This is a genomic window from Bacillus sp. MZGC1, from assembly GCF_002998605.1.
In the GTDB taxonomy this organism is placed as follows: domain Bacteria; phylum Bacillota; class Bacilli; order Bacillales; family Bacillaceae; genus Bacillus.
Window position 1 is genome coordinate 56,046 of the sequence record NZ_PVRE01000001.1, and the last position, 25,196, is coordinate 81,241.

General features: G+C 42.8%; 24 protein-coding genes, 4 tRNA genes and 1 other annotated feature. Of the genes, 20 read left to right on the forward strand and 8 right to left on the reverse strand.

Annotated elements, in window-relative coordinates:
* Positions 1 to 16: 16 nt before the first annotated feature.
* From dhbC to C6Y06_RS00270, 4 genes are all read right to left on the reverse strand, one after another.
* A complete protein-coding gene (gene dhbC / locus C6Y06_RS00255) occupies positions 17 to 1,198 on the reverse strand; it encodes an isochorismate synthase DhbC (RefSeq protein ID WP_066031475.1) in 1,182 nt (393 codons plus the stop codon).
* A 26-nt stretch (positions 1,199 to 1,224) separates the two neighbouring features.
* Entirely contained in the window at positions 1,225 to 2,010 is a 786-nt protein-coding gene (locus C6Y06_RS00260) for a 2,3-dihydro-2,3-dihydroxybenzoate dehydrogenase (protein ID WP_066031476.1), read from the reverse strand.
* A 7-nt stretch (positions 2,011 to 2,017) separates the two neighbouring features.
* Positions 2,018 to 2,899 (reverse strand): alpha/beta hydrolase, encoded by an 882-nt coding sequence (locus C6Y06_RS00265; RefSeq protein WP_066031477.1) that lies wholly within the window; start codon positions 2,897 to 2,899, stop codon positions 2,018 to 2,020.
* Positions 2,900 to 3,493: 594 nt separating this feature from the next.
* Entirely contained in the window at positions 3,494 to 4,351 is an 858-nt protein-coding gene (locus C6Y06_RS00270; RefSeq protein WP_106031728.1) for a hypothetical protein, read from the reverse strand.
* A gap of 108 nt (positions 4,352 to 4,459) precedes the next feature.
* On the opposite strand from C6Y06_RS00270, the gene C6Y06_RS00275 reads away from it, so the two are divergent.
* From C6Y06_RS00275 to C6Y06_RS00285, 3 genes are all read left to right on the forward strand, one after another.
* Positions 4,460 to 5,416: a DUF4885 family protein gene (locus tag C6Y06_RS00275; protein ID WP_060597684.1), complete on the forward strand. Its 957-nt coding sequence runs from the start codon at positions 4,460 to 4,462 to the stop codon at positions 5,414 to 5,416.
* A gap of 251 nt (positions 5,417 to 5,667) precedes the next feature.
* On the forward strand, positions 5,668 to 7,032 hold the full coding sequence (gene dnaB, locus C6Y06_RS00280) for a replicative DNA helicase (protein WP_003214779.1): 1,365 nt from the start codon (positions 5,668 to 5,670) through the stop codon (positions 7,030 to 7,032).
* Between the two features lie 130 nt (positions 7,033 to 7,162).
* Positions 7,163 to 7,576 carry a VOC family protein gene (locus C6Y06_RS00285; RefSeq protein WP_095286160.1) on the forward strand — a complete coding sequence of 138 codons (414 nt, stop codon included), beginning with the start codon at positions 7,163 to 7,165 and terminating at the stop codon, positions 7,574 to 7,576.
* Between the two features lie 33 nt (positions 7,577 to 7,609).
* Here C6Y06_RS00285 and C6Y06_RS00290 read toward each other — a convergent pair whose 3' ends face one another.
* The gene (locus C6Y06_RS00290) at positions 7,610 to 8,815 is read right to left on the reverse strand and encodes a cytochrome P450 (protein WP_106036344.1); all 1,206 of its coding nucleotides are present in this window, start codon (positions 8,813 to 8,815) and stop codon (positions 7,610 to 7,612) included.
* A gap of 106 nt (positions 8,816 to 8,921) precedes the next feature.
* Here C6Y06_RS00290 and C6Y06_RS00295 point away from each other — a divergent pair, with 106 nt between their 5' ends.
* The 4 genes from C6Y06_RS00295 to C6Y06_RS00310 all read left to right on the forward strand — a co-directional run bounded on the left by C6Y06_RS00295 (position 8,922) and on the right by C6Y06_RS00310 (position 12,534).
* Positions 8,922 to 9,533: a TetR/AcrR family transcriptional regulator gene (locus tag C6Y06_RS00295; protein WP_223251415.1), complete on the forward strand. Its 612-nt coding sequence runs from the start codon at positions 8,922 to 8,924 to the stop codon at positions 9,531 to 9,533.
* A 216-nt stretch (positions 9,534 to 9,749) separates the two neighbouring features.
* A complete protein-coding gene (locus C6Y06_RS00300) occupies positions 9,750 to 11,039 on the forward strand; it encodes an adenylosuccinate synthase (protein ID WP_034660617.1) in 1,290 nt (429 codons plus the stop codon).
* 136 nt (positions 11,040 to 11,175) lie between these two features.
* The gene (locus C6Y06_RS00305; RefSeq protein ID WP_106036346.1) at positions 11,176 to 12,309 is read left to right on the forward strand and encodes a DUF418 domain-containing protein; all 1,134 of its coding nucleotides are present in this window, start codon (positions 11,176 to 11,178) and stop codon (positions 12,307 to 12,309) included.
* 15 nt (positions 12,310 to 12,324) lie between these two features.
* Positions 12,325 to 12,534 (forward strand): hypothetical protein, encoded by a 210-nt coding sequence (locus C6Y06_RS00310; RefSeq protein WP_034660614.1) that lies wholly within the window; start codon positions 12,325 to 12,327, stop codon positions 12,532 to 12,534.
* 30 nt (positions 12,535 to 12,564) lie between these two features.
* Here C6Y06_RS00310 and C6Y06_RS00315 read toward each other — a convergent pair whose 3' ends face one another.
* Positions 12,565 to 13,089, reverse strand: a complete 525-nt coding sequence (locus C6Y06_RS00315; RefSeq protein WP_106036347.1) for a peroxiredoxin family protein — start codon at positions 13,087 to 13,089, stop codon at positions 12,565 to 12,567.
* 342 nt (positions 13,090 to 13,431) lie between these two features.
* On the opposite strand from C6Y06_RS00315, the gene C6Y06_RS00320 reads away from it, so the two are divergent.
* The 11 genes from C6Y06_RS00320 to C6Y06_RS00370 all read left to right on the forward strand — a co-directional run bounded on the left by C6Y06_RS00320 (position 13,432) and on the right by C6Y06_RS00370 (position 21,565).
* Positions 13,432 to 13,507, forward strand: a tRNA-Lys gene (locus tag C6Y06_RS00320).
* 6 nt (positions 13,508 to 13,513) lie between these two features.
* A tRNA-Glu gene (locus tag C6Y06_RS00325) sits at positions 13,514 to 13,585 on the forward strand.
* 81 nt (positions 13,586 to 13,666) lie between these two features.
* Positions 13,667 to 13,743, forward strand: a tRNA-Asp gene (locus C6Y06_RS00330).
* A gap of 26 nt (positions 13,744 to 13,769) precedes the next feature.
* A tRNA-Phe gene (locus tag C6Y06_RS00335) sits at positions 13,770 to 13,842 on the forward strand.
* Positions 13,843 to 14,188: 346 nt separating this feature from the next.
* Positions 14,189 to 14,896 (forward strand): response regulator YycF, encoded by a 708-nt coding sequence (gene yycF, locus C6Y06_RS00340; protein WP_034660610.1) that lies wholly within the window; start codon positions 14,189 to 14,191, stop codon positions 14,894 to 14,896.
* 7 nt (positions 14,897 to 14,903) lie between these two features.
* The gene (gene walK / locus C6Y06_RS00345) at positions 14,904 to 16,742 is read left to right on the forward strand and encodes a cell wall metabolism sensor histidine kinase WalK (RefSeq protein ID WP_050944648.1); all 1,839 of its coding nucleotides are present in this window, start codon (positions 14,904 to 14,906) and stop codon (positions 16,740 to 16,742) included.
* Positions 16,732 to 18,111, forward strand: a complete 1,380-nt coding sequence (yycH, locus tag C6Y06_RS00350; protein ID WP_066031480.1) for a two-component system activity regulator YycH — start codon at positions 16,732 to 16,734, stop codon at positions 18,109 to 18,111. The genes walK and yycH overlap by 11 nt, the downstream gene beginning before the upstream one ends.
* Positions 18,098 to 18,961 carry a two-component system regulatory protein YycI gene (locus C6Y06_RS00355; protein WP_060597679.1) on the forward strand — a complete coding sequence of 288 codons (864 nt, stop codon included), beginning with the start codon at positions 18,098 to 18,100 and terminating at the stop codon, positions 18,959 to 18,961. The genes yycH and C6Y06_RS00355 overlap by 14 nt, the downstream gene beginning before the upstream one ends.
* A 6-nt stretch (positions 18,962 to 18,967) precedes the next feature.
* The gene (locus C6Y06_RS00360) at positions 18,968 to 19,762 is read left to right on the forward strand and encodes an MBL fold metallo-hydrolase (RefSeq protein ID WP_034660602.1); all 795 of its coding nucleotides are present in this window, start codon (positions 18,968 to 18,970) and stop codon (positions 19,760 to 19,762) included.
* Positions 19,763 to 19,840: 78 nt separating this feature from the next.
* Positions 19,841 to 21,031 carry a S1C family serine protease gene (locus C6Y06_RS00365; RefSeq protein ID WP_374955721.1) on the forward strand — a complete coding sequence of 397 codons (1,191 nt, stop codon included), beginning with the start codon at positions 19,841 to 19,843 and terminating at the stop codon, positions 21,029 to 21,031.
* Positions 21,032 to 21,100: 69 nt separating this feature from the next.
* Positions 21,101 to 21,565 carry a GNAT family N-acetyltransferase gene (locus C6Y06_RS00370; protein WP_081311462.1) on the forward strand — a complete coding sequence of 155 codons (465 nt, stop codon included), beginning with the start codon at positions 21,101 to 21,103 and terminating at the stop codon, positions 21,563 to 21,565.
* 39 nt (positions 21,566 to 21,604) lie between these two features.
* Here C6Y06_RS00370 and C6Y06_RS00375 read toward each other — a convergent pair whose 3' ends face one another.
* Positions 21,605 to 22,486, reverse strand: coding sequence for an ABC transporter ATP-binding protein (locus tag C6Y06_RS00375; RefSeq protein WP_066031483.1), 882 nt, complete (start codon positions 22,484 to 22,486; stop codon positions 21,605 to 21,607).
* Positions 22,487 to 23,176 carry an ABC transporter permease subunit gene (locus C6Y06_RS00380; protein WP_060597675.1) on the reverse strand — a complete coding sequence of 230 codons (690 nt, stop codon included), beginning with the start codon at positions 23,174 to 23,176 and terminating at the stop codon, positions 22,487 to 22,489.
* Between the two features lie 192 nt (positions 23,177 to 23,368).
* Positions 23,369 to 23,639: a binding site (T-box leader), on the forward strand.
* Positions 23,640 to 23,749: 110 nt separating this feature from the next.
* Between C6Y06_RS00380 and C6Y06_RS00385 the strand changes: the two genes are divergently transcribed.
* Both C6Y06_RS00385 and C6Y06_RS00390 read left to right on the forward strand, forming a co-directional pair.
* Positions 23,750 to 24,610, forward strand: coding sequence for an SAM hydrolase/SAM-dependent halogenase family protein (locus tag C6Y06_RS00385; RefSeq protein WP_034660590.1), 861 nt, complete (start codon positions 23,750 to 23,752; stop codon positions 24,608 to 24,610).
* Positions 24,611 to 24,624: 14 nt separating this feature from the next.
* The gene (locus C6Y06_RS00390) at positions 24,625 to 25,182 is read left to right on the forward strand and encodes an ECF-type riboflavin transporter substrate-binding protein (RefSeq protein ID WP_012011871.1); all 558 of its coding nucleotides are present in this window, start codon (positions 24,625 to 24,627) and stop codon (positions 25,180 to 25,182) included.
* Positions 25,183 to 25,196: the final 14 nt, after the last annotated feature.

Here is a 25,196-nt window from a genome sequence, read left to right on the forward strand (position 1 = left end):
CATCTCCTATGTATTTTTATAACTGATGGATGCCCATCGCATGAAGCATCGTGTTGAATTTTGCAGATGTTTCGGCTAGCTCTTCTTCTGCCTTTGATCCTTTGACCACTCCTGCACCAGCAAAGAGGCGAAGGGAGTGCCCCTCAGCTTCTGCACAACGAATGGTGACAATCCAATCACCATCACCATTTGCATCTGACCAACCGATCATTCCTGTGAAAAATCCTCGATCGAAGGGTTCAATCGCTTGGATTGCTTCACGAGCATCTGCTGTAGGTGTTCCGCATACTGCGGGTGTTGGATGAAGGCTAAGCGCTAAATCAATTGAGGATACACCTGAATCTGCTAATTCACCTTTAACGACAGTAGATAAATGCCACATCGTTTCTGTTTGTATGACGGATGGTGATGCAGGCACATCTAGTGTATGACAGTAAGGAGCAAGCGCTTTAGTGACAGCATCGACAACCACTGCATGCTCGTGTAAATCCTTCGCTGAAGTAAGGAGTTCATCGTGACGACGCTGGTCTTCTACTGGATCTGAACTGCGTGGCCGAGAACCAGCAAGTGGATTGGAAATAACAGTTGAACCAGTTTTTGAAAGAAGCAGCTCAGGGCTTGCCCCAAGCAGTGTGCGCTTTTGGGAAGATTCCGGGTCAGCTACATTTGTAGCAAACGTATAGCCAGTCGTATTATGACGAGCAAGTCGTTCAAGTATTGCTTTCGTATTAATTTCTCGATTTGATTTGAGATGGAGAGATCTAGAGAGTACGATTTTGCTAAGCTCTCCTTTCTCAATTTTAGCTAACCCTTCGTTCACACCATTCATGTAGACATCTGGAGAGGGGACAGGTGTCACCTCATAGGATGGAGCTGCCATTTCCGACTCCTCATCACCTTGATGAAATTCGAGTGGATCACTAAACTGTACATGGATTGGAACACTTAAACGAACGGGTTGCGCCGGATCAAACGGAACAGCACCAGCAACAATCGGTGTTCGAATACCAGCTTGTTTGGCAGCGTCAAATACGTGAGCTACCCTTGTGGATAGTTCATTTAGCTGATTGGTTTCAATATGCTGGAAAATCCCTTCTGCCAGTATCGTACGTTTAGGGGAAGCAAGGAAAAAAGCGCCTGGCTGATAGTCTTGAATCAACTGTACTTTTTCTTCTGACGACAATATTGAATGTTTCATGAAAAGGCCTCCTTTTTGATGAAATGCTAGATTCCGAGTGTTGCGCCACCATCAATCGTGAGATTCTGCATCGTAATATGACTGGATTGCTCAGATGCAAAGAAGATTACTGCATCAGCGATGTTTTGAGGATCAGCGATTTTTTGTAAAGGAATACCGGTTTTATACGTCTCTAATGAACCTTTAATCACCTGATCTGCTCCTTGTTCATCAGACCATAAAGCCCATTGCATAGGTGTTGCGGTAGAGCCAGGAGAGACGACATTGCATCTGATTCCATAGGCTGCTAGCTCTAATCCAAGCGTTTTTGTAAAGGAAGTAGCTGCGGCTTTTGATGCGGCATAGGCAGCCATATTCATTCTAGGGATGGCACCTGCGTTAGAGCTGACGGTCACAATGACCCCTTCTGATCTTTTCATCATGTATTTGGAGACAGCTTGAGATACGTAAAAGACACCATGTGTGTTGACTGCGAAGGTTTGTTGCCAGTCATCTGCACAAAGCTGGTCAATAGAACCGATTCGAAGAATGCCTGCTACATTGACTAGTAAATAAATGGGTCCGAGCTGCTTTTCAATTTGATCGACAATGTGCTGAACAGAAGCTTGATTGGTAATGTCACCTGGATAGGCAAAGGCGCGTATGCCTTCATCATTCATTTGTTGGATGGTGCTTTGCAGCTGATCTTCATTTGCGTCAACTGCTGCAATGATCGCACCTTCTTCGGATAGTCTTTTTGCGACTGCTTGCCCAATACCTTGTCCTGCACCTGTGATAAGGGCAATCTTTTGAGATAGACCACTATGTTTCATGTGTTCACTACCTTTCTTTCATGTCTGTGGTTGTTAAAGGATCATCATGATAGAGTGCAAAACGGAAAGCGTAATTCATCAGCACCGGTAAAACGGACGTATGTCCTTCTTCAGGGAACTCATGATAGGCCGTATGTAAGCCATATGAGGATAAAGGCAACATACGATTTGCTAGTGACTTTGCATGATCATTCATTTGACATGGATGATGTTTTTCTAGCTCACCTACACCTACAAACAGCCTTACATCCATAGGCACCTGACGTATACGGTTGGTGAATTGGTATTCTTTTTCTAGAAATAATTTTTTATTCCAGTGGATAGAAGGACTGCCCGCAATATATGTCTGATAAGCATCAGGGTGCTCAAATAGTGTGTGTAATACAAAAAGACCGCCAAGAGAATGCCCAAACAGTGTTTGACGACTCAGGTTGATCGGAAAGCGTTGCTCGATATAAGGCTTTACAGTCTTTTCTAAAAAAGAAAAGAAAGCAGAGGCCCCGCCATATGTATGGATGGAGAAGTCCTTTCTTTTGCCCCCAATGGAAGCATCAGGGCTGGTAAGAGTGAGATCATAATGCCTGAGCGGATGATAGGGCGCTTCTGTCTGATAGCCAATTCCAACAATGATGGCAGGTACGACACCTGTTTTTTCAGGTCTTCTTGACTGTAAACGAATGGCTTCGACCATTGTGCCAAAAAGTGAATTCCCATCAAGCACGTACATGACTGGAAAACCAGCCGCTGGAGGAGTAGTATTCGGTTTAAATATAAAAAGTCTGTATGGGTGTGCTGTGATATCCAGTTGCTCCGTCCCAGGTATAAAAAAAGGACGGCTTTCTCCGAAAAGTGAATCCTCAGTACCCATTCCTTCAGGGCGTTTGGACATATGTAAAAAATCTCCTTCCTCAAATTCGACCATCATACGATGATAAAAGCAGGCTTGCGGATATTGGATGAGTGTAGTAATTGAAGAATGGTTCCTCCAAATGAAAATGATTCTCAACTATCACGCAAGCAAATCAAATGATAATGGTTATCAATTATGAAGTCAAATGTTCATTATGTTGTGTATTTGATATTTTAATCTTAATATTAGAAAATAACGGACTAACTCACTAACAAATGATTTGAAATAGGGAATACCGGACCTTGTCATTTAAAAAGAGGAGAAATGTCAAAAGACCTTGACTGCCTCGGAATATTTACCATTTTCTTCTGTTTGATTCAGGAATAAATATAGGTTTTTCTTCTCGAAATAATTTTGAGGAAAAATGAGTCTATAGACCCTCTTATATTTTTAGGCAAAAAGAGGAGGATTTTGCAAAAAGCTGGTGATCATATCTCACAACTTATTCAATATCATGCGTAGCTGTTTTAAAAGTGGCGAAGTATAGCATCAAAAATGACACAATTAAAAAAGTAAGGGAATGTACCCTTACTTTTTGATCAATTGGTGAACATGTCTGTAAACACCATTAAATTAGAATCCATCTGTGACATCATATTCGTAACGGATATCGGCTTTGACATTGCTCATAGTAGATCTCGCTGTAGCTTTTGCGTTGTACTTAAAGTTCCATTTTTGAGCGACTTTTAATTCATCTTCAAGAGAAATACGGTAAGAACCGCTTGTTGCAGAAGAAAAAAGTGATGTGTACCAAATATTACTTTCACTAGCCATCAGTTTGTGTGTGACATTCCCTTGGTTGGGTGTTTGGGTACTAGTTGTCGTAATCGATTTAACTACAGCACGTTTAGGAACTGTGGAATTATTAGTTAAATCCATTGTAATGACTGAAGAATCAACTCCTAAAAAATTTAAAGAAGAATTCCCCAAGTTGGTAGAAGTCCCCGTAAAATTGAATGTCCCATTCCCAGATTTAATACGATCTTGAATGGAAACAGTAAAGTACATATTCCCTGTATATGTACCACGGGTCACTTTCACAAAATAAGTCTCTGAAGTTGATGTAACTTCACCAGTATTAGCAAAAATAAAAGGCGTTACTGAATCAGGATTAATAACTTCGGACCCTGTCCTAGAATATTTAGAATTATACACCTCGATATTCATCCCTGTATATTGCTTATTATAAGAACTTCTGACATAAACTCTTTCACCTTTATTTATCGTAAACTGATAATACGCTTCATTTTCACCTTCAGGTAAGATTGTTGTATCTGGACGACTATTTTTCCAATATCCCATTGAACTTGCTGTGTTAGGACTGTTATTCCCTGTAATAGCTGCTTCCGCAGAATTAGGTGCAAAAAAACTAGTAACAAGCACTAATACCAATGCAGGTAATAAAAAACGTTTGAAGATAGTATTTGTCATATTTTAACCCTCCTTGTAATAATTACTATATCGGATCAAAACTAACAAATTTTAACTGAATTGCCGATATATTTAATAATCACTATTTTTTTAAAAAGGAGAATCAAAATGAATATTAATACGTCATACACGGCAGGTGCTTCAAACAATCAGAACCGAATCGACTATAAAGGTCAATCAGCTATTAAAAGTACAAATGAGGTGATGACCGAAGCTGATAGACGGATGAAAATACTAGATGAAAAATACGAAAAAATAAATGAACAAAATAAACGATTCAAAGATCCTCAAGACCATATATATAATAAGTATAGAAACCCTTATTCTTCTTATTTCAGAAGTGATCTAACAAAACCGGAAAGAGAAGCTGCTTACATTATGGAAATGAGTTGGGCAAGGAATAATAAAGGAGGTCAATATGACTTTAATGACGCCATCTTCCGTAATGAAAAACGGTACGATCCTACCCAAGAAAGCGTAGAGAAAAAAATATTCAATCGGCAAAAGGTCAACGAACAATTGCAAGATTTATTCTCTAAAAACGGTATAACCATTCCTAAAAACACAAATTTAACTTTTACCATTGACCCAAATCATTTCAAATTATTGGTGAGTGGTTCAACAGACGAATCGCTGACCAAACAAATAGAAGACCTATTAAATACAACCAACAATACAAGAGAATTATTTTTCCACATCATGAAAAGCAGATCTGACGATTCTACTCAATTCACGCCTGATTCTCTTGCCAAATTCCACCTTGTTAATCAAATCAAAACGGTCACAGGCTACAATTTAAAAGATTTAAGCATTGTAAACGGTCAATTTGTAACGGATAAAGGGAAGAATATTTTTGATATATACAAAGAAGAACTCCTGAAAAATCCATACACAGCAGAAAATGCACGCATTGCCGCTTCACATTACGGAGCACAGCTATTTGATCTAGCCAAAAACGGCTTTGATTCAATTCCCGATTTGGTGCTATCTATTGGTTATCAAAACGGGTCTTTACAAGACATTGGGCAAAAAGAAAATTATGGAGTTAAGAAAACGATAGATTAAAAAAACGCATTCGAACATGCCGTGTTGGAGCATCGATCACAAGTGTGAACTTCAACAGATAAAAATCCGATACAGAAGGACTCTATAACAATTTATGTTACAGAGTCTTTTCTATTGAAATGCGTTGGTTGGCTGTTCAACGAAACATCCTCATGGTAATTTTGACTATAGTCGATGTTTTTCACTTTTTTATTGATGAAAATGTTAAAATGATGAGTAGCGTATTTTTTTATGAAAGGACGGTGCTTGGCATGACGGAACTTCTCGATGACCGGCTGCCGCCGCAAAATATAGAAGCCGAGCAGGCCGTATTAGGTGCTGTTTTTTTAGAACCATCTGCGCTCACGCTCGCTTCTGAGGTATTAATTCCAGAGGATTTCTATAGAATGTCGCATCAAAAGATTTACAATGCGATGCTTGTACTTGGTGATAGAGGGGAACCGGTCGATCTTGTCACGGTGACTTCTGAACTTGCCAATACAGATTTACTAGAAGAGGTAGGCGGGATTTCGTATTTAACCGATATTGCGAACTCTGTCCCAACTGCCGCAAACATTGAATACTATGCAAAAATTGTAGAAGAGAAATCAATTTTAAGACGTCTGATCCGTACGGCGACAACCATTGCACAGGATGGGTACACGCGTGAGGATGAAGTAGAGGATCTGTTGAGTGATGCTGAAAAGACCATTATGGAAGTGGCGCAGCGTAAAAACTCAGGAGCCTTCCAAAACATTAAGGACGTTCTTGTTCAGACATATGATAATATTGAACAGCTTCATAACCGAAAAGGCGATATCACAGGGATTCCAACGGGATTCTCTGAGCTTGACCGGATGACTGCTGGATTCCAGCGAAATGACTTGATTATTGTCGCGGCTCGTCCATCAGTAGGGAAAACGGCTTTCGCATTGAACATCGCACAGAATGTCGCGACGAAGACAGACGAAAGTGTCGCCATCTTTAGTTTAGAGATGGGGGCTGAGCAGCTAGTTATGCGTATGCTTTGTGCAGAGGGAAATATCAATGCACAGAACCTAAGAACCGGTAATCTGACAGAAGAGGACTGGGGCAAGCTGACAATGGCGATGGGCTCGCTATCAAATAGTGGGATTTTCATTGATGATACACCTGGAATCAGGGTAAGTGAAATTCGCTCGAAATGCCGCCGTTTGAAGCAAGAAAACGGTCTTGGCATGATCCTGATTGACTACTTACAGCTCATTCAAGGGAGCGGACGATCAAGCGATAACCGTCAGCAAGAGGTTTCTGAAATCTCTAGGGCATTGAAATCGCTGGCAAGGGAGCTTGAAGTTCCGGTTATTGCTTTGTCTCAGCTTTCACGCGGAGTAGAGCAGCGTCAGGACAAACGTCCAATGATGTCTGATATTCGTGAATCAGGAAGTATCGAGCAGGATGCCGATATCGTGGCATTCCTTTATCGTGATGATTACTACGACAAAGAATCAGAGAATAAGAACATTATTGAAATCATCATTGCCAAACAGCGTAACGGTCCAGTTGGTACAGTATCACTGGCGTTCGTCAAAGAATATAACAAATTCGTCAATCTGGAAAGAAGGTTTGACGATGCGGGTGTTCCGCCCGGTGCTTAAAGCCCAGCTCAAGAAGCTGGGCTTTTTTTTGATGGATCTACATCGAAAGAATGATTGAAAAACGGTCGAAATGAGGAGGAGAGGGAGAGAGAGAAATCGTATACTAAAAGGAGAAAAGGAGTGATGACTGATGAAATTTCAACAGTTCGAAGCCGCTCAATTACGCATCGCACGTCCAACCGTCAACATGGAAGAGGTTGTTTCTTTTTATGAAAAAGGCTTAGGGCTCAAACGAATAGGTTCATTTGATCAGCATGAAGGATACGATGGTGTGATGCTGGGGCTTCCTCATCAGCATGTTCATTTAGAAATCACCAAACATGAAGAAGAAGAGAGCCTGCCCGTTCCGCATCCAGAACAGCTGCTTGTTTTTTATATTCCTGATGAACAGGAGTTTCAGCAGATGAAAGAGAGACTGATCTCATTTGGCGGACGGCAAGTCACCTCTACGAACCCATACTGGGATCGAGGAGGGGCAACCATTGAAGATCCAGATGGATATCGAGTTGTGCTCATGAACACAGAAGGAATTACCCCCGTTTAAAAGGAAGACTCCCATGCCCGGGAGTCTTTTCTGTTATGAACGAGGCGTGACACGCAGTTTCAGCTCTTTCAGTCCATACATGCTGCTGTTTGTCATCGGCATATAGGAGAGGAGCTCTAGTGACTCATATCGGTCCAATAAGGCCTTGATGGCAGTACATGCTTCCAAGCGGGCAAGTGGTGCGCCAAGACAGAAATGGATGCCGTGCCCGAAACCAATATGAGGGTTAGGGTGACGGTGTATATCAAATTCATGTGCGTTTAAAAATTGACGCTCATCCCGGTTGGCAGAAGCAAGAAACACAATCACATTGTCTCCCTTTTTCAGCACTTTTCCCCCAAGCTCTGTGTCTTCTGTGACATAGCGGACGATCGTAGGAGCGGGTGCACGGAAACGGACGGCCTCCTCCACAGCACGCGGGATGAGCTCAGGTGATTGAACGAGCGCTTCATACGCACCCGGCTGTTCTAACAAGCTGAAGATCATATTGGAGATCAGGTTGGTGGTTGTTTCGTTGCCAGCTAAAAGAAGAAGATTACAGAATGGAATTAATTCATCCGCTGACAGTTTGTCTCCATTCTCCTCCGCTTGAATAATGAGAGAAATCAAATCTTCACCGAGGTTGTGACGTTTCCTTTCAATGATGTCTGCAAAAAACGCCATCATGTCAGCCTCTCCTTGGTCCCGAATTTTCTGCCATTCAGCGACATCCTCCTCATCTTCACTTTTAGGCATACTGACGAGAATATCAGACCATTCTTTAAAGGATTGTTTATGCTCTGACGGTACACCTAAAAGCTCTGCAATGACAATGACAGGAAGCGGATAAGAGATGGCTTGCACTAGGTCAATCTCGTTTTTCCCTTCTATTTGTGCCATGAGTTCCTCCATCAATTCTTGAATACGCGGCTCCCACAATTTCATGACTCGAGGTGTAAAGGCTTTGCTCACAATGGAGCGGATTCGAGTGTGTTTGGGAGGGTCCATCATCACCATTGTTTTCATCAATGAATGCTTCCGCTGGTCTTTAGGAGGCTGACTAGAAAAGGTATTTTTATCGATTGTCACACGTTTTGCTTCCTCATAGGTGAATACACTCCATGTTCGGCTGGCTTCGTCAAAATGAACAGGTGATGTCTGACGCATGTTGGCATACCAATCAAATGGGTTATACGGATCCTGCTTGTTTTTTCCTCTTAATAACGCTTTTTGCACGGCAGTTGGTGTAGTTGTTTCCATGATCATCACTCCTTATAGGTTGTCAGATGCTTCCTTTTTTTCATTGTGTTAGATTAAAGTTAATTCATCAGCCTTGAGGATTCAACCAACAGAAAAGCGGAATCTGTTGAAGTTCATAGGAAGGGGAGAATGGCTTGTGGCGGACTGCTACAGAGGGGATAAGCGTGCAACGGAATCGAAGCAGCAATTAAGAAAAGCGTTATTTCAGTTATTAAGAGAAAAAGAGTGGGAGAAGATTTCTGTACAGGATTTGACGAAAGTGGCGGGCATCCACCGCACCACCTTTTATCAGCATTATGAGGATAAATTTGATCTTGCCCAGCAGGTGATGGATGAGATGTTTGATGTGATGAAATGTGCCATTTTTGCTCCTGTACAAGAAGATGATGTGAAAAAAGAGCATGCGTCTTATGTGTATATTTTTCGATTTTATCAGCATTTGCAGGAACATGAAGAGGAGTATCAAATTCTTTTGAAACGAGGACGAGAGCTCAATATTCATGAAACGGTTCGTGCTTTTTTTGAAGAAAGCTTTTCTATGGGGTTAGAGGAAATCGCAGGCTCAAAGCCTCATCCACATCTCGTTCCAATCGACATGCAGCAGCAATTCGTCATTTCTGCTTATGTTGGAACAGCAGAATGGTGGTTGAGGACAGGGAGACCGTACTCACCTGATTTTATGGCAAGCTCGATGATTCATTTAATTGAAAATCAATAGAAATTAGGAACCATCAAAATAGTTGTTTTTACTCAAAATCTCCCTTTTTAAGCGCTGAAGAAGTGATTAAAGCGCTTTTTCTCATAATTAAAACGAACAAAATTTGATTTCGAGATATTAATGTTCGGATTTCACGTTGACTTTTTCGTTTTGCATTGATAAAATAAATGTGTTTGAAAGAGATAACGTTTTGAAAGGTTAACGGAGGTGCACGATATGTCTTCAGTAGTCGTAGTAGGTACGCAGTGGGGTGACGAAGGGAAAGGGAAAATTACCGATTTCCTTTCAGAAAATGCAGAGGTGATTGCCCGTTATCAAGGGGGGAACAATGCAGGTCACACGATCAAATTTGATGGAGTGACTTACAAGCTACACCTCATTCCGTCCGGTATTTTTTATCAAGAGAAAACTTGTGTCATCGGTAATGGAATGGTGGTTGATCCTAAAGCGTTGGTCACTGAGCTTGCGTATCTTCACGAACGGAATGTGAGTACAGATAACCTCAGAATCAGCAATAGAGCCCATGTGATTCTGCCTTACCATTTAAAATTGGACGAGGTGGAAGAAGAGCGGAAAGGGGCTAACAAGATCGGTACGACGAAAAAAGGAATCGGACCAGCTTATATGGACAAAGCAGCTCGTATCGGTATCCGTGTCGCAGATCTATTAGATCGTGAAGTATTTGAAGAGAAGCTTGCACGTAATCTAGAAGAGAAAAATCGTCTTTTAGAGAAAATGTACGACACAGAAGGCTTCAAGATTGAAGATATTTTAGACGAGTATTATGAATATGGCCAGCAAGTGAAAAAATATGTCGTGGACACATCTGTTGTCTTGAATGACGCACTAGATGAAGGCCGCCGTGTGCTATTTGAAGGAGCACAAGGCGTTATGCTTGATATCGATCAAGGGACATATCCATTTGTCACGTCATCTAACCCAGTGGCTGGAGGAGTGACGATTGGTTCTGGTGTAGGACCAACGAAAATTCAACATGTGGTCGGCGTGTCAAAAGCGTACACAACACGTGTTGGAGATGGCCCATTCCCGACAGAACTCCATGATGAAATTGGCGATCAAATCCGTGAGGTTGGCCGTGAATACGGTACAACAACTGGACGTCCGCGCCGTGTTGGCTGGTTTGACAGTGTCGTTGTCCGTCATGCTCGCCGTGTGAGCGGGATTACAGATCTATCTCTTAACTCAATTGATGTACTGACAGGGATTGAAACATTGAAAATCTGTGTCGCTTATAAATTGAACGGAGAAATCACAGAAGAATTTCCAGCAAGTCTAAATGAACTAGCGAAATGTGAGCCTGTCTACGAGGAAATGCCAGGATGGACAGAGGATATTACAGGCGTGAAGAATTTAAGCGAACTGCCTGAAAATGCCCGTCATTATTTAGAGCGCATTTCACAATTAACAGGTATTCCACTTTCCATTTTCTCAGTCGGACCAGATCGTTCCCAAACGAACGTTGTCCGCAGCGTGTACCGTCCATAATAATAGACTGATCAGACACCAGTAAAATTGCACATTTTACTGGTGTCTTTTTGTTTAAATATTTCTTAATTTCAGTAGAACAGGCTTCCGATCATTACCAAAATATGATAACTGTATAGGGGGAAGGAGCGTTCTAGTGAAAGAAAGAATAAGATTATTAGATATTTTACGAGGTTTTGCCATATTAGGCACATTGGGAACGAACGTCTGGTTTTTTGCGTATGCAGGGGATACCTTTGCGACAGATCAGATTGCAGATGAATATGAACATGGCAGTTTTCTAGAAAGCCTTGTTTCCATGTTCGTCTATGGGAAAATGCTCTCACTGCTCACAATCATGTTCGGTGTAGGGCTAGAGCTGAAATATCAGCAGGCCAAAAGAAAAAACATGCCTTGGCCAGGTACATATTTATGGATTCTTTTATTTTTATTTATCGAAGGCTTTGTCCATTTTGCACTTGTGATGGAATATGATGTGCTCATGAGTTACGCTGTGACCGGTTTGCTTGTGGCATTTATTGTACGAGGAGGGAGCAAGCGCATCAAAAGAGGCATGATGTTCTCTGGAGTCATTCATTTGCTTGTTCTGTCCTGTCTGATGGTGTTCTCCCTCTCTGAAATGGAGACAGAATCGTATGATCAAAGCAGTGAACCGGCGCTGGAAGAGCAGCTGCCAGAGACATGGATCTCGCAGGTTCAAGAACGATTACAACACTTTTTCATGTACCGTGAAGAAGCGATTTTTATCATTCCAATGAACACATTTCTGTTTTTATTAGGTGTGCGGATGATGAGAGCCGGTGTTTTTTATGCAAACGAACGCGGGCAATCTCTACGGAAAATACTATTCCGAGTCGGTCTGTGGGTGGGTCTGCCGCTGAATGCACTTGTCTTCGTTCCGAACGAACTAGTGGAATTCGTTGTGCGCTATGCGTTTTCGCCATTCCTTTCTCTTTTCTATATCGCTGTCATTGCGAAGCTCCTGGTTCACACGGAATCATGGTTCATGTGGAATTGGTTTGAATATGTAGGGAAAATGGCACTCAGCTGTTACATCCTGCAAAATATCATCTGCTCGGTTCTTTTTTATAGCTGGGGATTGGGTCTTGGCGGACAAATCAACGCCCCTCTTATCGTATTGGCATGGCTGCTCATTTCACTTCTGCAAATTGCCATATCAGCGTTTTGTCTAAAGGTTTGGAGAATGGGTCCAATGGAATATATTCGTTTGCGGGCACTTCGCCGGGTGACGATGAAGAAGGCAGCATAAAGGGGAATAGCTACAATGTTTTTTAAAAAAATGACGAAAAGAGAACAAGCGAATTCACATAAAGCAGCTGTACCAGCGTTTGTCTTTTATCTTCTCGCATTAGGAGGACATGCGCTGTACTCGTATGTTGAAGGTGACAGACCACCCGTCACTTTTGTCATTCTCATGGCGGGACTTCTTGTGTTTTTCGCCGCAGACTGGCTATTTAACAAAAGACAATCATAAAAAAAGAGCCCTCATTACGAGGGTTCTTTCTTATTTCACGCTTTTATATTGGCCTTTTAAGTTTTTGCGGATGTACTGGATGATTTTGCGCAGTTCGTTGGCATGCGGTCTGCCAAACGGACTTGTTTGTCTTTGCTGATAGAGGACTTGGCCCTTTTCATTTAATAAGAAATAGGCAGGTTCCCCGTGCACTCCGTGATCTTCATAAGGAGCATCTTCTCCGTGATAGTGGACTTCATATGCTTTTAATGAAGTAAGGTCCTGGTCAGACATGATCGGGAAAGATAGTCCTTCTTTATCCGCAAATTCCTTCAAGTCATCAGGGTTATCCGTTGAAATCGTCATTAAGTGGATATCCTTGTCTTGAAAGTATGACTGCTGCTGTTCGAGCTCTTTTAATTCTTCTACACATACCGGACACCAAGATCCTCTAAAGAAAACGATCAGGTGCCAGCTTTGATGCTCCTCTAAATGTTTGTCGAAATCAATGTGATCGCCCTGTATTGTTGGAAGTGAAAAGTTGGGCATTTTATCTCCTAATTTGAATGAACTCATACTGTTTCCTCCTTTTTCAATGACAATGTCACTTGTTTCATGTATAGCCATTTTTGAGCGGCCTGAAACGTGTCTATGTGTTTGAATAGGCAGAGATCATCCGAAAAGACGTGTAAAATGAAGGCGGTTGCAGAAGTGGAGGCTTTGAAAGCAGATTTGACATCCGACACTTTTTTTAAAAAAATGTCGAAAAACGTATTGCCATATGTAATTACTCTATGATATTATAAATCTCGTTGTTGCAAAGGTCTCTGAAACTTGTTAGGATGCGATGTTCCAGCTTTTTTAAAGCGATTGGTTTGACGCAATACGGCTTCTTCAGATTCACTTTTCACAAACCGAGAGCCATTAGCTCAGTTGGTAGAGCATCTGACTTTTAATCAGAGGGTCGAAGGTTCGAGTCCTTCATGGCTCACCATGTATTGGCCCGTTGGTCAAGCGGTTAAGACACCGCCCTTTCACGGCGGTAACACGGGTTCGAATCCCGTACGGGTCATTGATTTACTTTAGCGTTAAGCTAATTTTTCCTCACTTGCTTGAAGGAGCACCACGATTGCTTTTTCGGGCAAGTTACTGAGGTCCGGTAGTTCAGTTGGTTAGAATGCCTGCCTGTCACGCAGGAGGTCGCGGGTTCGAGTCCCGTCCGGACCGCCATTTATACATATTCATCTTTTGATGATGGCTCGGTAGCTCAGTTGGTAGAGCAACGGACTGAAAATCCGTGTGTCGGCGGTTCGATTCCGTCCCGAGCCACTTCCAAACGCATCTGCAATCGCAGGTGCGTTTTTCTTATGAAAAGAAGGCATAAAAGGGAGAAGCCGGACCTAGGTAGGGCCCGGCTCCATAAGAAGAAGACGTTACATCTATATAGACGATTGGTGACTGGAAAAGTTTCAATAAAAAAGGAAAAAAGCCATCAATTTTTTTGAGAGGTGACTTCCTATTCAACGTTTACTAGAAAAGAAAGCCGTTATTATTTTTATCTTTGCCACGTAAAACGTTATAATAGACAGTGAGCCTTTTTTGCTCAAACGAAAAGGCCTGATGAGAGATGCAAAATGGAATGACATAGATGCTAAAAATGCAGGAGGAAATCACAATGGAAAAAAAGATTCTTGTCGTAGATGATGAAAAACCGATTGCTGATATATTGGAGTTTAACTTAAGAAAAGAGGGCTATGAGGTTCATTGTGCATATGACGGAAATGAAGCCCTTGAAATGGTAGAAGAAATCAAACCGGACATCATTCTGCTCGACATTATGCTGCCGAACAAAGATGGCGTTGAGGTATGCCGTGAAGTGAGAAAAAAATATGACATGCCGATTATCATGCTGACAGCAAAAGACTCTGAAATTGATAAAGTCATCGGTCTTGAGCTTGGCGCAGATGATTATGTGACGAAGCCGTTTAGCACGCGCGAGCTGCTTGCCCGTGTGAAAGCGAATTTGAGAAGACAAATTGCTGCGCCGCAGACAGAGGAAGAATCTGAATCAAATGATATTGAGATTGGATCACTTGTCATTTATCCAGATGCGTATGTGGTGTCTAAGCGTGAGGAAACAATTGAATTGACGCACCGTGAGTTCGAATTGCTTCATTACTTAGCGAAACATATCGGACAAGTTATGACACGTGAGCACTTGCTGCAAACCGTATGGGGCTACGATTATTTCGGGGATGTGCGTACAGTGGACGTCACAGTCCGCCGTCTTCGTGAGAAAATTGAAGACAATCCTAGCCACCCGAGCTGGATCGTGACACGACGAGGCGTTGGCTACTATTTAAGAAACCCAGAGCAGGACTAAGATTCTTATGAATAAAGTAGGTTTTTTTCGCTCGATTCACTTCAAATTGACCTTAATTTACGTGCTGCTGATCATTGTCGCCATGCAGATCATTGGCGTGTACTTTGTGAAGCAGCTAGAGCAGTCCTTAATTAATTCCTATGATAATTCCTTGAATCAGCGAATCTACTCGTTATCGTATTACCTAGAACAAGATTCATCGAAAAGCAAGGCAGAATTAAAAGAGGATGCTCAAAAGATATTAAACGACTTTAACAACAAAGATGAGTCTAATGAAATTTCTGAAGTCAGCTATATTGACGAAAGCAGAGAGGTCATTGCCTCTGTGAATAATGGCAGTCAGGAGATTGCCGGGAAGAAAATCACTGATCAAATCATTAGCCGTATTTTTGCGGTCGGCAAAGACTATGAAAAGAAATTCTATGACCCAGAATCCAATAAACGGGTGCGTATTTCTGCGACAGCCGTGAAAAATGAAAACCAAGAAACCGTCGGTGTGATTTATGTTGTGTCTTCGATGGAGAGCGTGTTTAACCAAATGCGAACCATTAACACCATTTTGGCGACTGGCACACTGATCGCACTTGGGACGACCGCACTGCTTGGTATCTTCATCTTTAGAACAATCACTCATCCTATTTCGGATATGAGAAAGCAAGCGATCGAGCTTGCCAAAGGGAATTTTTCCAGGAAAGTCCGAAAGTATGGACATGACGAGATTGGCCAGCTTGCGACAACCTTTAACCATCTGACGAGAGAACTGGAGGAAGCGCAGCTCATGACAGAGGGTGAGCGGAAAAAGCTTTCTTCTGTCATTGCCTATATGACGGATGGCGTCATCGCCACGAATCAAAACGGTGCGATTATTCTATTAAACAGCCCCGCATTAGAGCTGTTAAATGTTTCACGTGAAACAGCTCTAGAGATGCCGATTACGTCCTTACTGGGCCTCGAGGACACGCATACATTTGAAGATTTAGTCGAAAATCAAGATTCCATGCTGATAGAAATTGAACGCGAAGATCAGCTGTCTGTTTTGCGTGTGAATTTCTCAGTCATTCAGAAAGAGCATGGGAAGATTGATGGTTTAATTGCGGTCATTTATGACGTCACAGAGCAGGAGAAAATTGATGCAGAACGCCGTGAATTCGTCGCAAACGTATCACATGAGCTACGCACACCGCTGACGACGATGCGAAGCTATCTTGAGGCACTGGCCGAAGGGGCAATTGGTGATAAAGAGCTTGCGCCAAGGTTCCTCAGTGTCACGCAAAATGAAACAGAACGCATGATCCGGCTTGTTAATGACCTGCTGCAGCTGTCTAAGTTCGACAGCAAGGATTATCAATTCAACCGTGAGTGGACGAATTTTATCAGGTTTATCTCATTGGTCATTGATCGTTTTGAAATGACGAAAGAGCAGCATGTCGAGTTTATCCGCAATCTGCCGCAGCGTGAAATATACGTGGAAATTGATCAAGATAAAATCACACAGGTGCTCGATAATATCATTTCCAATGCCATGAAATACTCCCCAGAGGGTGGACATATCACGTTTACCGTTGATCTGGATGAGGAGAATGGCCTTGTGTTATTCAGCGTCAAAGATGAAGGGATCGGTATTCCGAAGAAGGATATGGATAAAATCTTTGAACGTTTTTATCGAGTGGATAAGGCGAGAACAAGAAAGCTTGGCGGAACCGGCCTAGGACTTGCGATTGCAAAAGAAATGGTTCAGGCTCATGGCGGAGATATTTGGGCTGACAGCATTGAAGGAAAAGGAACAACGGTGACCTTTACCCTTCCGTACAATGAAGAACAAGAGGATGATTGGGATGAAGCGTGAGACCTTTAAAACCATAATATTGACAATCCTAATTGCAATCAGTCTTGTGTTTACGTGGAATATTTGGATGTTCCAGCCCGTCATGCAGGACCAGGCAGATGCCGGCACACAGGTCGTGGAAACGAAGAAGATTTCAAGCGATGAGCCTAGAAGTCTCATTGATGTCGTGAAGCCGCGCGAGATGTTCATCCATTCAAATGGGGAGCACTTTAAAGTCGATCAAAAGGAACTCTTTCAAAACTTCTGGAATGATGTGAGCCTTTGGGATGTCAAAGAGATTTCGGATGTGTCGGATCAATATTCTGAGCAGAGATTTAAGAATTTCTTCTATGGAAGCGGAGGACAGGGGAAGACATTGGATCTTGTGTTCAATGACTCGATTCCGATTGATATTTTCCAAGCGCTGTTTAAATGGCCGAATAAGTCCATTGAATACAACTCGTTTGATCGGATGATTGTGCCGTTCTCCCAGCAGGACAAGGCCAATAAGAAAGTCTATTTGGTTTCATACAGCAAGGAAACGGTGCTTGAGCTGACAATAGAATCCGCTAACTATCGGAATCTAATGGACAGTATCTCAGCCGCTCAAAACGAGATGCCGCGCTACGATCTCTATACATTCTCAGCGAATTCTAAACGAGATTTCCTCCTTCCGAGAAAGCAAAAGCAGCTTGAAGCGAAAATGTTCTTTATCGAAACGATTAAGACAAGCAAATTCAAGGACGCTCTGTTTACGGACCCGAGTCTTGTGGGCGAGGAGTCTAATTTAAATCGGACAGTGTACACAGATGGCACAAGCCGTCTTGAAGCCAATCAAAAAGACCACCGCATCCAATATCAGCACCGCAATATCAATTCCAGCACCGTTTTCCAAACGGGGGATTTGATCAAGCGAAGTGTGAAGTATTTCAATGATACGGGGAGCTTTACCGATGACTATCAATACTTTGGCATCAACAGCAACCAGCAGCTTTCCTTTAATATGTTTATGGATGGTCTGCCGATCGTCAACAGTACAAAGCATCCATTTGGGATGACCTCTCTTGAAGTACAGTGGGCGAATGATGACATCTTGAATTACAAGCGTCCAAACTATATTCTAGGCAACAAAGCGAGTCAGAGTGAACAGGTCAAGCTGATGAACGGGACAGAGCTGAAGGACTTAATCGTCAAGCAGACGAAATATGATGACCTGGAGAAAATTGAACAAATTTTCCCGGCCTATCAAGCTGCTTCAACCCCATCAGATCAAGATCAAGCGATGTTTGTCTGGCTGGAGCCAGTATGGTGCATGAAATATAATGGCAAAACCGTGATACTATCGCATGATTTGTTGACAGAGGGGAGCGAGAATAATGGAGTGGAATAAGACCAAAACGATCTTTATCCTAGCCTTTCTCGTTCTCGATATCTTTCTAGGTTTTCAATACTTTGAAAAACGATCAACCGATCATTTTGCGATTATCGAAAAAACGGATACGCTGGAAGAAATGAAGGCAGATGGGATCAAATATGGCAATCTATCAGATGAAGCGAAGATTGGATACCGCATTACAGCTGAAAAGAAGCAATATACGAAAAAGGATGTCGACGGATTAGCTGATCAAAAGGCGAAAAGCACATTCCCGAAAACGGACAAAGATGATCCTGTCACACTGCTTGAGATGACCTTCAATAAACCCGTTGCATTGCCAAAAAAGGATATAAAAACAGCGGCGACAAACCTCGTAAACCAGCGTTTGCTGGATGGGAAGAATTATAAGCTGTGGAGTATTGATGAAGAGACAGGGAAGATCGTCTTTTTCCAAACGTATAAAGGGAAATACATCTTCCAAGAAGGCCTTGATGACACCGAAACCATCGGGAAAATCACCTTAGATGTAAACGATCAAAACGAGGTCGTGTCGTATCAGCAGTCGATGGTGACGTCGATTAATGAAGTGAGAAAAGAAACCCTTGTCCCAGCCCTTGAAACCGTGAAGGACTTATATACACAAAACATGCTGAGCCAAAACACGACCGTGAAAAAGGTAGAACTTGGCTACTATACGCAATACCCGGGTGCAAGCACGCAGGTCATGGTGCCTGTATGGCGAGTCGAGCTTGAAGGCGTATCAGTTAGTTCAAAGAAAAAGACAGAAGAAGAATATTTGATCAATGCCATTGATGGCTCAACACTTGATCATATAGAGAAAGATGACAAATCTTCAATGGAGTGAGAGAACATGAGCTTGCAGTTCAGTGTACTAGCGAGCGGAAGTACGGGGAACGCTTTTTATTTAGAAACAGACGAGCATGCCTTTTTAGTGGATGCTGGATTAAGCGGCAAACAGATGGTCGAGCTGCTTGGTCAAATCGACCGCAAGCCTGAAGACTTGGACGGCATTTTTGTGACACACGAGCACTCAGATCATATTAAAGGGCTCGGTGTCATGGCAAGAAAGTACAAGCTCCCTGTCTATGCAAATGCGAAAACATGGAAGGCGATGGAGTCTCATATCGGGAAGATTGACACAGAGCAAAAATTCCACTTTGATATGGAAACCGTCCAATCCTTTGGTGGTCTCGATGTTGAGTCCTTTGGCGTCTCACATGATGCGGCTGAGCCCATGTTTTACGTGTTCCATTATGGCGGGCGCAAACTTGCCCTGATGACGGATACAGGCTATGTGAGTGATCGTATGAAAGGCATCATTCAGTCAGCCAATACGTTTGTATTTGAGAGCAATCATGATGTCGGTATGCTGCAAATGGGCCGATACCCGTGGAGCATTAAGCGCAGAATTCTGAGCGATGTCGGACATGTATCAAATGAAGATGCCGCTCTTGCGATGACAGATGTGATTGGAGATGCGACCTCACGCATTTATTTGGCTCACTTGAGTCAAGACAACAACATGAAGGATTTAGCCCGTATGGCGGTCCAGCAGACGCTTGAGATGAAGGGCTTTGTTGTCGGGGATGGCTTTGATTTATATGATACGGACCCGAAAAAAGCAACCCCGCTTTGCGCCGTATGATTTTTACAATCGTATGATTAAGATAAGAGCTTCTTACCAACACTATATACATCATCTATTCACTGAAAGGAAGGAAACATAGTGGATTATCGCGATGTAGAGTGGAAGCCGAGACGAAGCAGAAAAGGATATTTCCTATCTGGTCTGATCGGTGTATTGGTAGGAGCTTTTTTAATGGGATTCTTTTTCCCCTATGTGTCAGGACAGAGCGGCAGTCCCTTTGGGTGGCAGCAGAACGGAGATGGGCAATCAGCACAGGGCCCTTTAAAGACCGTCAATGTGAACGTCAATGATGCGGTCACGAAAGTCGTATCTAATATGTCGGATACGGTTGTCGGCGTCATTAATATCCAAAAGTCGAGCTTTTGGGAAGAAGGCGGGGAGGCAGGCAGCGGGTCAGGTGTGATTTATAAGAAAAAGGGTGATACCTTTTATATCGTGACCAACCACCATGTCATCAAAGGCGCCAACCAGCTTGAAGTGAGCCTTCAGGATGGGACAAGAATTGGTGCCAATCTTGTTGGAAGCGATCAGCTGATGGATTTAGCGGTTCTCACCGTCAAAAGTGATAAGATCAAGAAGACCGCCGCCTTTGGCAATTCAGATCATGTGAAGCCAGGTGAGCCAGTCATCGCCATTGGAAATCCGTTAGGGCTTGAATTCGCGGGCTCTGTCACACAAGGTGTCATTTCTGGAACGGAACGTGCGATTCCTGTAGACTCGAATGGGGACGGACAGGCGGATTGGAATGCGGAGGTACTGCAAACAGATGCCGCCATCAATCCAGGCAACAGCGGTGGTGCACTGATCAATATGGACGGAAAAGTGATCGGCATCAACTCAATGAAGATTGCTGAATCAGAGGTAGAAGGCATCGGGCTGTCTATCCCGGCGAATCTAGTCATCCCTGTCATAGAAGATTTAGAGCACTACGGAGAGGTGAAGCGTCCGTATCTAGGCGTTGGCATGAAATCATTAGCAGATATTGCGAGCTATCACTGGCAGGAAACGTTGAAGCTGCCATCTAAAGTCACATCAGGGGTTGTCGTGATGAGTGTCGAGTCTTTGTCTCCAGCGGGAAAAGCGGGACTAAAAGAGCTGGATGTCGTCACCTCCTTTGATGGCAAGAGTGTACAGAATATCGTAGATCTTCGTAAGTATTTATATCAAAAGAAAGTCGGCGACAAGGTAAAGATGGAGTTTTACCGAAGCGGAAAGAAAAAATCAGTAGAGGTCAAACTTTCTCAAACCGACCGATTCGGCGGATGACCAGTTCCTTGATGGGACTGGTTTTTTTCGCATGCTCATCATATGATGGAGGAAAGGGGGCGGTACGAATTGGTTACACTACAACCAATGTCACAAACGGATTACGATGTATTGATGGAGAAGGCCATTCAGCGGTACGCAGAAGAAAAGGTACTCGCAGGGACATGGGAAAAGGAAGAATCACTTGCAAACGCCGAAGAACAATTTGATCGGCTGCTTCCCGAAGGTCTGCAGACAGAGCATCATGAGCTATGGAATTTCTTGAACGGGGAAGAAGCGATTGGCTGGGTTTGGCTTTGTTATAACCCGAATCACCCTCAGCAGGAAGGATTCATTTATAACTTTATTTTATTCGAAGCTTATCGAGGTAAAGGCTTTGCAAAGCAGGCCATTGCTGCATTAGAGGAGCAGGCAAAGTCATTAGGAGTGCAAAAACTCTCGCTCCATGTCTTTGCTCACAATCAAATCGCCCGTTCACTGTACGAGAAGACCGGATTTGCAGAAACCGGAATCTATATGAGTAAACCTTTATAAAAAAGAAGAAGTACCGTGCGGATCGCGTACGGTACTTTTTTATGAAGTGCTCATGGCATCCTGAGCCGTGACTCTGTATAAATCGACTTTGCATTTCACGAAAGCGCGGATGATCGATGGGACTTGGGCTTCTGAACGAATCAACAATGAGGTCTCGTCATCACTGATCACAAGATCTGTTCCGACAGTTTGTAAGTACTGCGTGAGAACAGGTTTCACCTCATCATCAATCCACGCATGCTTGAAGGTTGCACGTATGTTTGAGGATGTGATGGTTTTTTCTTGAGGATGAGTATGGGGGGACACTAATTTTCCTTCAGAAATGAATGCTGTTTTGGTACAAATACTATTTGTGAACCTTGGGCGGTCAGCCGTTAAAAAGACGGTTTTCCCTTCATGTTTTAACGTTTCAATGACCTGCTGGATGTGCAAGATCGAATCAGCATCAATATCGGCAAAAGGCTCGTCTAGTAAAATAAATTCGGGCCGATGGGCGATGGCCTGCGCCATTCCGAGCCGCTTCTTCATACCAGGTGTGAAGGTACCGACCTTTTCCTGATGATAGTGATGTAAACCGACAAATTCGAGCAGTTCTTCATAATCACTCGTTTTCTGGCGTGTCCCGGTGATTTTGGATAAGTAGGCAATATGTTCAAGTGCCGTGAGCCCTTCATATAAATCCGTATATTCAGGCAGAACACCGATATGCTGCCTCACCTTTTTTAATGAAGGCATATCCATCATCGTAAACGTACCAGAGGTTGGCCGGGAAATTCCCGTAATGATATTGAAAAACGTCGTCTTACCAGAACCCTTAGGTCCAATGAGTCCGAAGATATCGCCTTGATTGACATCAAGGGTAATGTGATCTATCGCGACTTTTGTCCGATATTTTTTTGTGAGCTCTTTTGTATGCAGCATTTAGACATCCCTCCTTTGAAATAGGAGTGCTGTTCCAATGAGTAATACAACGGTTAATGCTGTATTCATGAGTACATAGGTCAGCGGTTCACTCAAGCGTGCATAATAATAAGGCGTCATATATTGGAACCAATGAATCAATCGTTCTGAAGAAAGAACAGATATCATACTGACGATCGGGAAAAGAAAGGAAAACAACATCCCAACAAACATTGATTTCTGCGGTGTTGGAAAGAGCATGGACAAAAATAAAGTACATGAGATACCGACACTGATAAAGGTTAAGATTTTTAACGCATCAGAGAACAGAAAACGATGTGAAATCACCATATTCAGTACGTAAGTCGTCATAATGCAGCTAAGCCAAAACAGCATCAGCCCAAGATATTTTCCGATAATAATGTTCAAACGGGTTGTTTTACTGACGAGAAAACGGATGGTTTTCAAATGAATTTCTCGGCTCAAAATATCGTGAGACAATAAAAAAATAAGGAAGAAACCAAATAACGACATCACCAGTTCATTCCCAATAGAATAAGGATCCTTTGCCTGCTCCCATTTGTCTTGATGAGCAGCAATAAACGGAAGAGTTGAAACAAAAGTAGATAAAATGAAAATAATAACAATTGTTAAAATCGATTTTGTGCTTTTGAAGAGCTGCTTAAACTCATTCATACAGATGGTCCACACACGCTGTACCTCCCTTCATCTTTATTATACCGCTAGAAAGGAAAGACACCATATCTCGCTCTTTAACATTTGTTTAAATTTTATAAAAAGAAGACTCTTCCAGCATCAGTTGACTCACTTTTGAAAATGTTCAGAAAAATATCTTGATTTATCAAAAAACATCATGTATGATAGCTTTAATTCAAGATAGTTAAACAGGCAATGACGAGAGAAAGTACAATCATCAATTTTTCCACAGAGAGCTTCGGCAGCTGAAAAGAAGCAAAAATAATGATTCGAAAAATGGTCTCTGAGCCTCGTGCTGAACATATCTATGATATTAGTAGGACACGACGAGAGTTGGTACTCGTTATCAAAACCACAGTATATGAGCCAGATTGGAGCTTTGTACTTGTAGAGGCTGTTTAGCGCGAGCAAACAGTAAATAAAGGTGGTACCACGAGACAAATACCTCGTCCTTATGATTCAAAGATAAGGATGGGGTATTTTTTATTGTCCACTTTTTTCATACAAATGTTCAAATGTTCCACGTGAAACACCACATCCATTTTTTCAAATGAAAGGGAGATTGACATGAGTGAACATGCATTGGTTTTACAATCAGATTTCGGCATTGATGATGGAGCAGTCAGCGCAATGTACGGAGTGGCAAATACGGTGAGCAGCAGGATCCGCCTTTTTGATTTAACACACAATATACCGCAGTATGACATTTGGGAGGCATCTTACCGCCTGCTCCAAACCGTCACATACTGGCCGGAAGAGACGGTATTCGTTTCCGTTGTTGACCCAGGAGTTGGGTCAGAAAGAAAGAGTCTTGTCGTCAAAACCACCAGCTCGCACTATATCATTACCCCAGATAACGGGACACTCACGCACGTCGCGCAGGATATTGGCATTGTGGAAGCCCGTTATTTAGATGAAACCATTAACCGGCTGCCGAAGTCGGGAAAATCACATACATTCCATGGGAGAGACATTTACGCGTATACAGGGGCGAGAATCGCTTCAGGTGTGATTTCTTTTGAAGAGGTTGGGCCAAAGGCGAATATTGATGATATTATTCACCTTCCAGTCGTACAGGCGTATGCGAAAGAAGAAGTCATCACAGGAACGATTGATATTTTAGACGTGAGGTTCGGAAACCTATGGACAAACATTCATCACACGTTATTTGAACAGCTTTCAATTAATTACGGCGATGCAATAGAAGTTACCATTGCCAACGGGCCGAAAAATGTGTATAAAAATATCATGACCTATGGACGATCTTTTGCCGATTTAAAGGTAGGCGAACCACTCGTATATGTCAATTCACTCGATCATTTAGGCGTGGCGATCAATCAAGGGTCATTTGCAAAGGCTTATAACATCGGTACAGGCACAGGCTGGCGCCTTTCGATTCGCAAAGCTCCGCGCATTATATACGAATAAGAGGAGGAAACATCATGGCAGGTAAACAACTTTCAACGAAAACTGTCGTTGCCATCGGAATTGGCGCAGCCGTCTTTGTCATTTTAGGACGCTTCGTCTCCATTCCAACTGGGATTCCGAATACACAAATTGAGACATCGTACGCATTCCTTGCATTAATGGCTGTGCTTTTTGGTCCTGTTGCAGGCGCACTGATTGGGTTTATTGGTCATCTCATTAAAGATGCCACCACATTCGGCCCTTGGTGGAGCTGGATTATCGTTTCAGGTGTTGTTGGGTTATTGATTGGCTTCATTTCTAACCGTTTAAAAGTAGAAGAGGGCGACTTTGGCTGGAAGAAGATCACGCTTTTCAACGCCGTACAAGCAGGTGCGCAGGCATTAGGCTGGTTTGTCATTGCTCCTGTACTCGACATTGTGATCTATGCAGAACCTGCGAACAAAGTATTTGTTCAAGGCATCGTGGCAGGGATCTCGAACATCATCACAGTCGGTGTACTAGGAACCATCATCATTGCGGCTTATGCGAAAACGAGAAGCAAAAGCGGCAGTCTATCGAAAGAAACATCATGAAGCAAGGTGGAACA